This is a genomic window from Phormidesmis priestleyi BC1401 (genome assembly GCF_001650195.1).
Classification (GTDB): Bacteria; Cyanobacteriota; Cyanobacteriia; order Leptolyngbyales; family Leptolyngbyaceae; genus Phormidesmis_A; species Phormidesmis_A priestleyi_B.
Map to the genome: position 1 here is coordinate 1 of NZ_LXYR01000205.1, position 307 is coordinate 307.

Consider the following 307-nt stretch of genomic DNA (forward strand, 5'->3'; position numbering starts at 1 on the left):
AGCGAAAAACCTGATGGACTTGATTGGCTAGATGACGAATGCAATCTGGGAGAGTACGGCAACCCAAACGACGGGCAAGGGTAATCAGGAACGAATTGAAGATCGCCCAACTAATCGGGGCATACCCACCCCGTCGAGGCGGATCATCTTCGTGTAAGGTGACATCTTTGACCCAGTGCAACCCATTTTCAATTTGCCAGTGGCTACGGGTCAATTCTAGGAATTCAGGGGCATCGAGGGTTAAGTTGCTCAAGTAGCACTGCGCCTCTTGAAACGGCTTGCTCGCCCGGATGCCCTGGCGGTTGAC

At 52.8% G+C, this 307-nt stretch carries 1 pseudogene; it reads right to left on the minus strand.

The features are described from left to right. Positions 1–253, minus strand: a pseudogene (locus tag A8707_RS26455) (hypothetical protein); the annotation flags it as partial. Between the last annotated feature and the right edge of the window lie 54 nt (positions 254–307).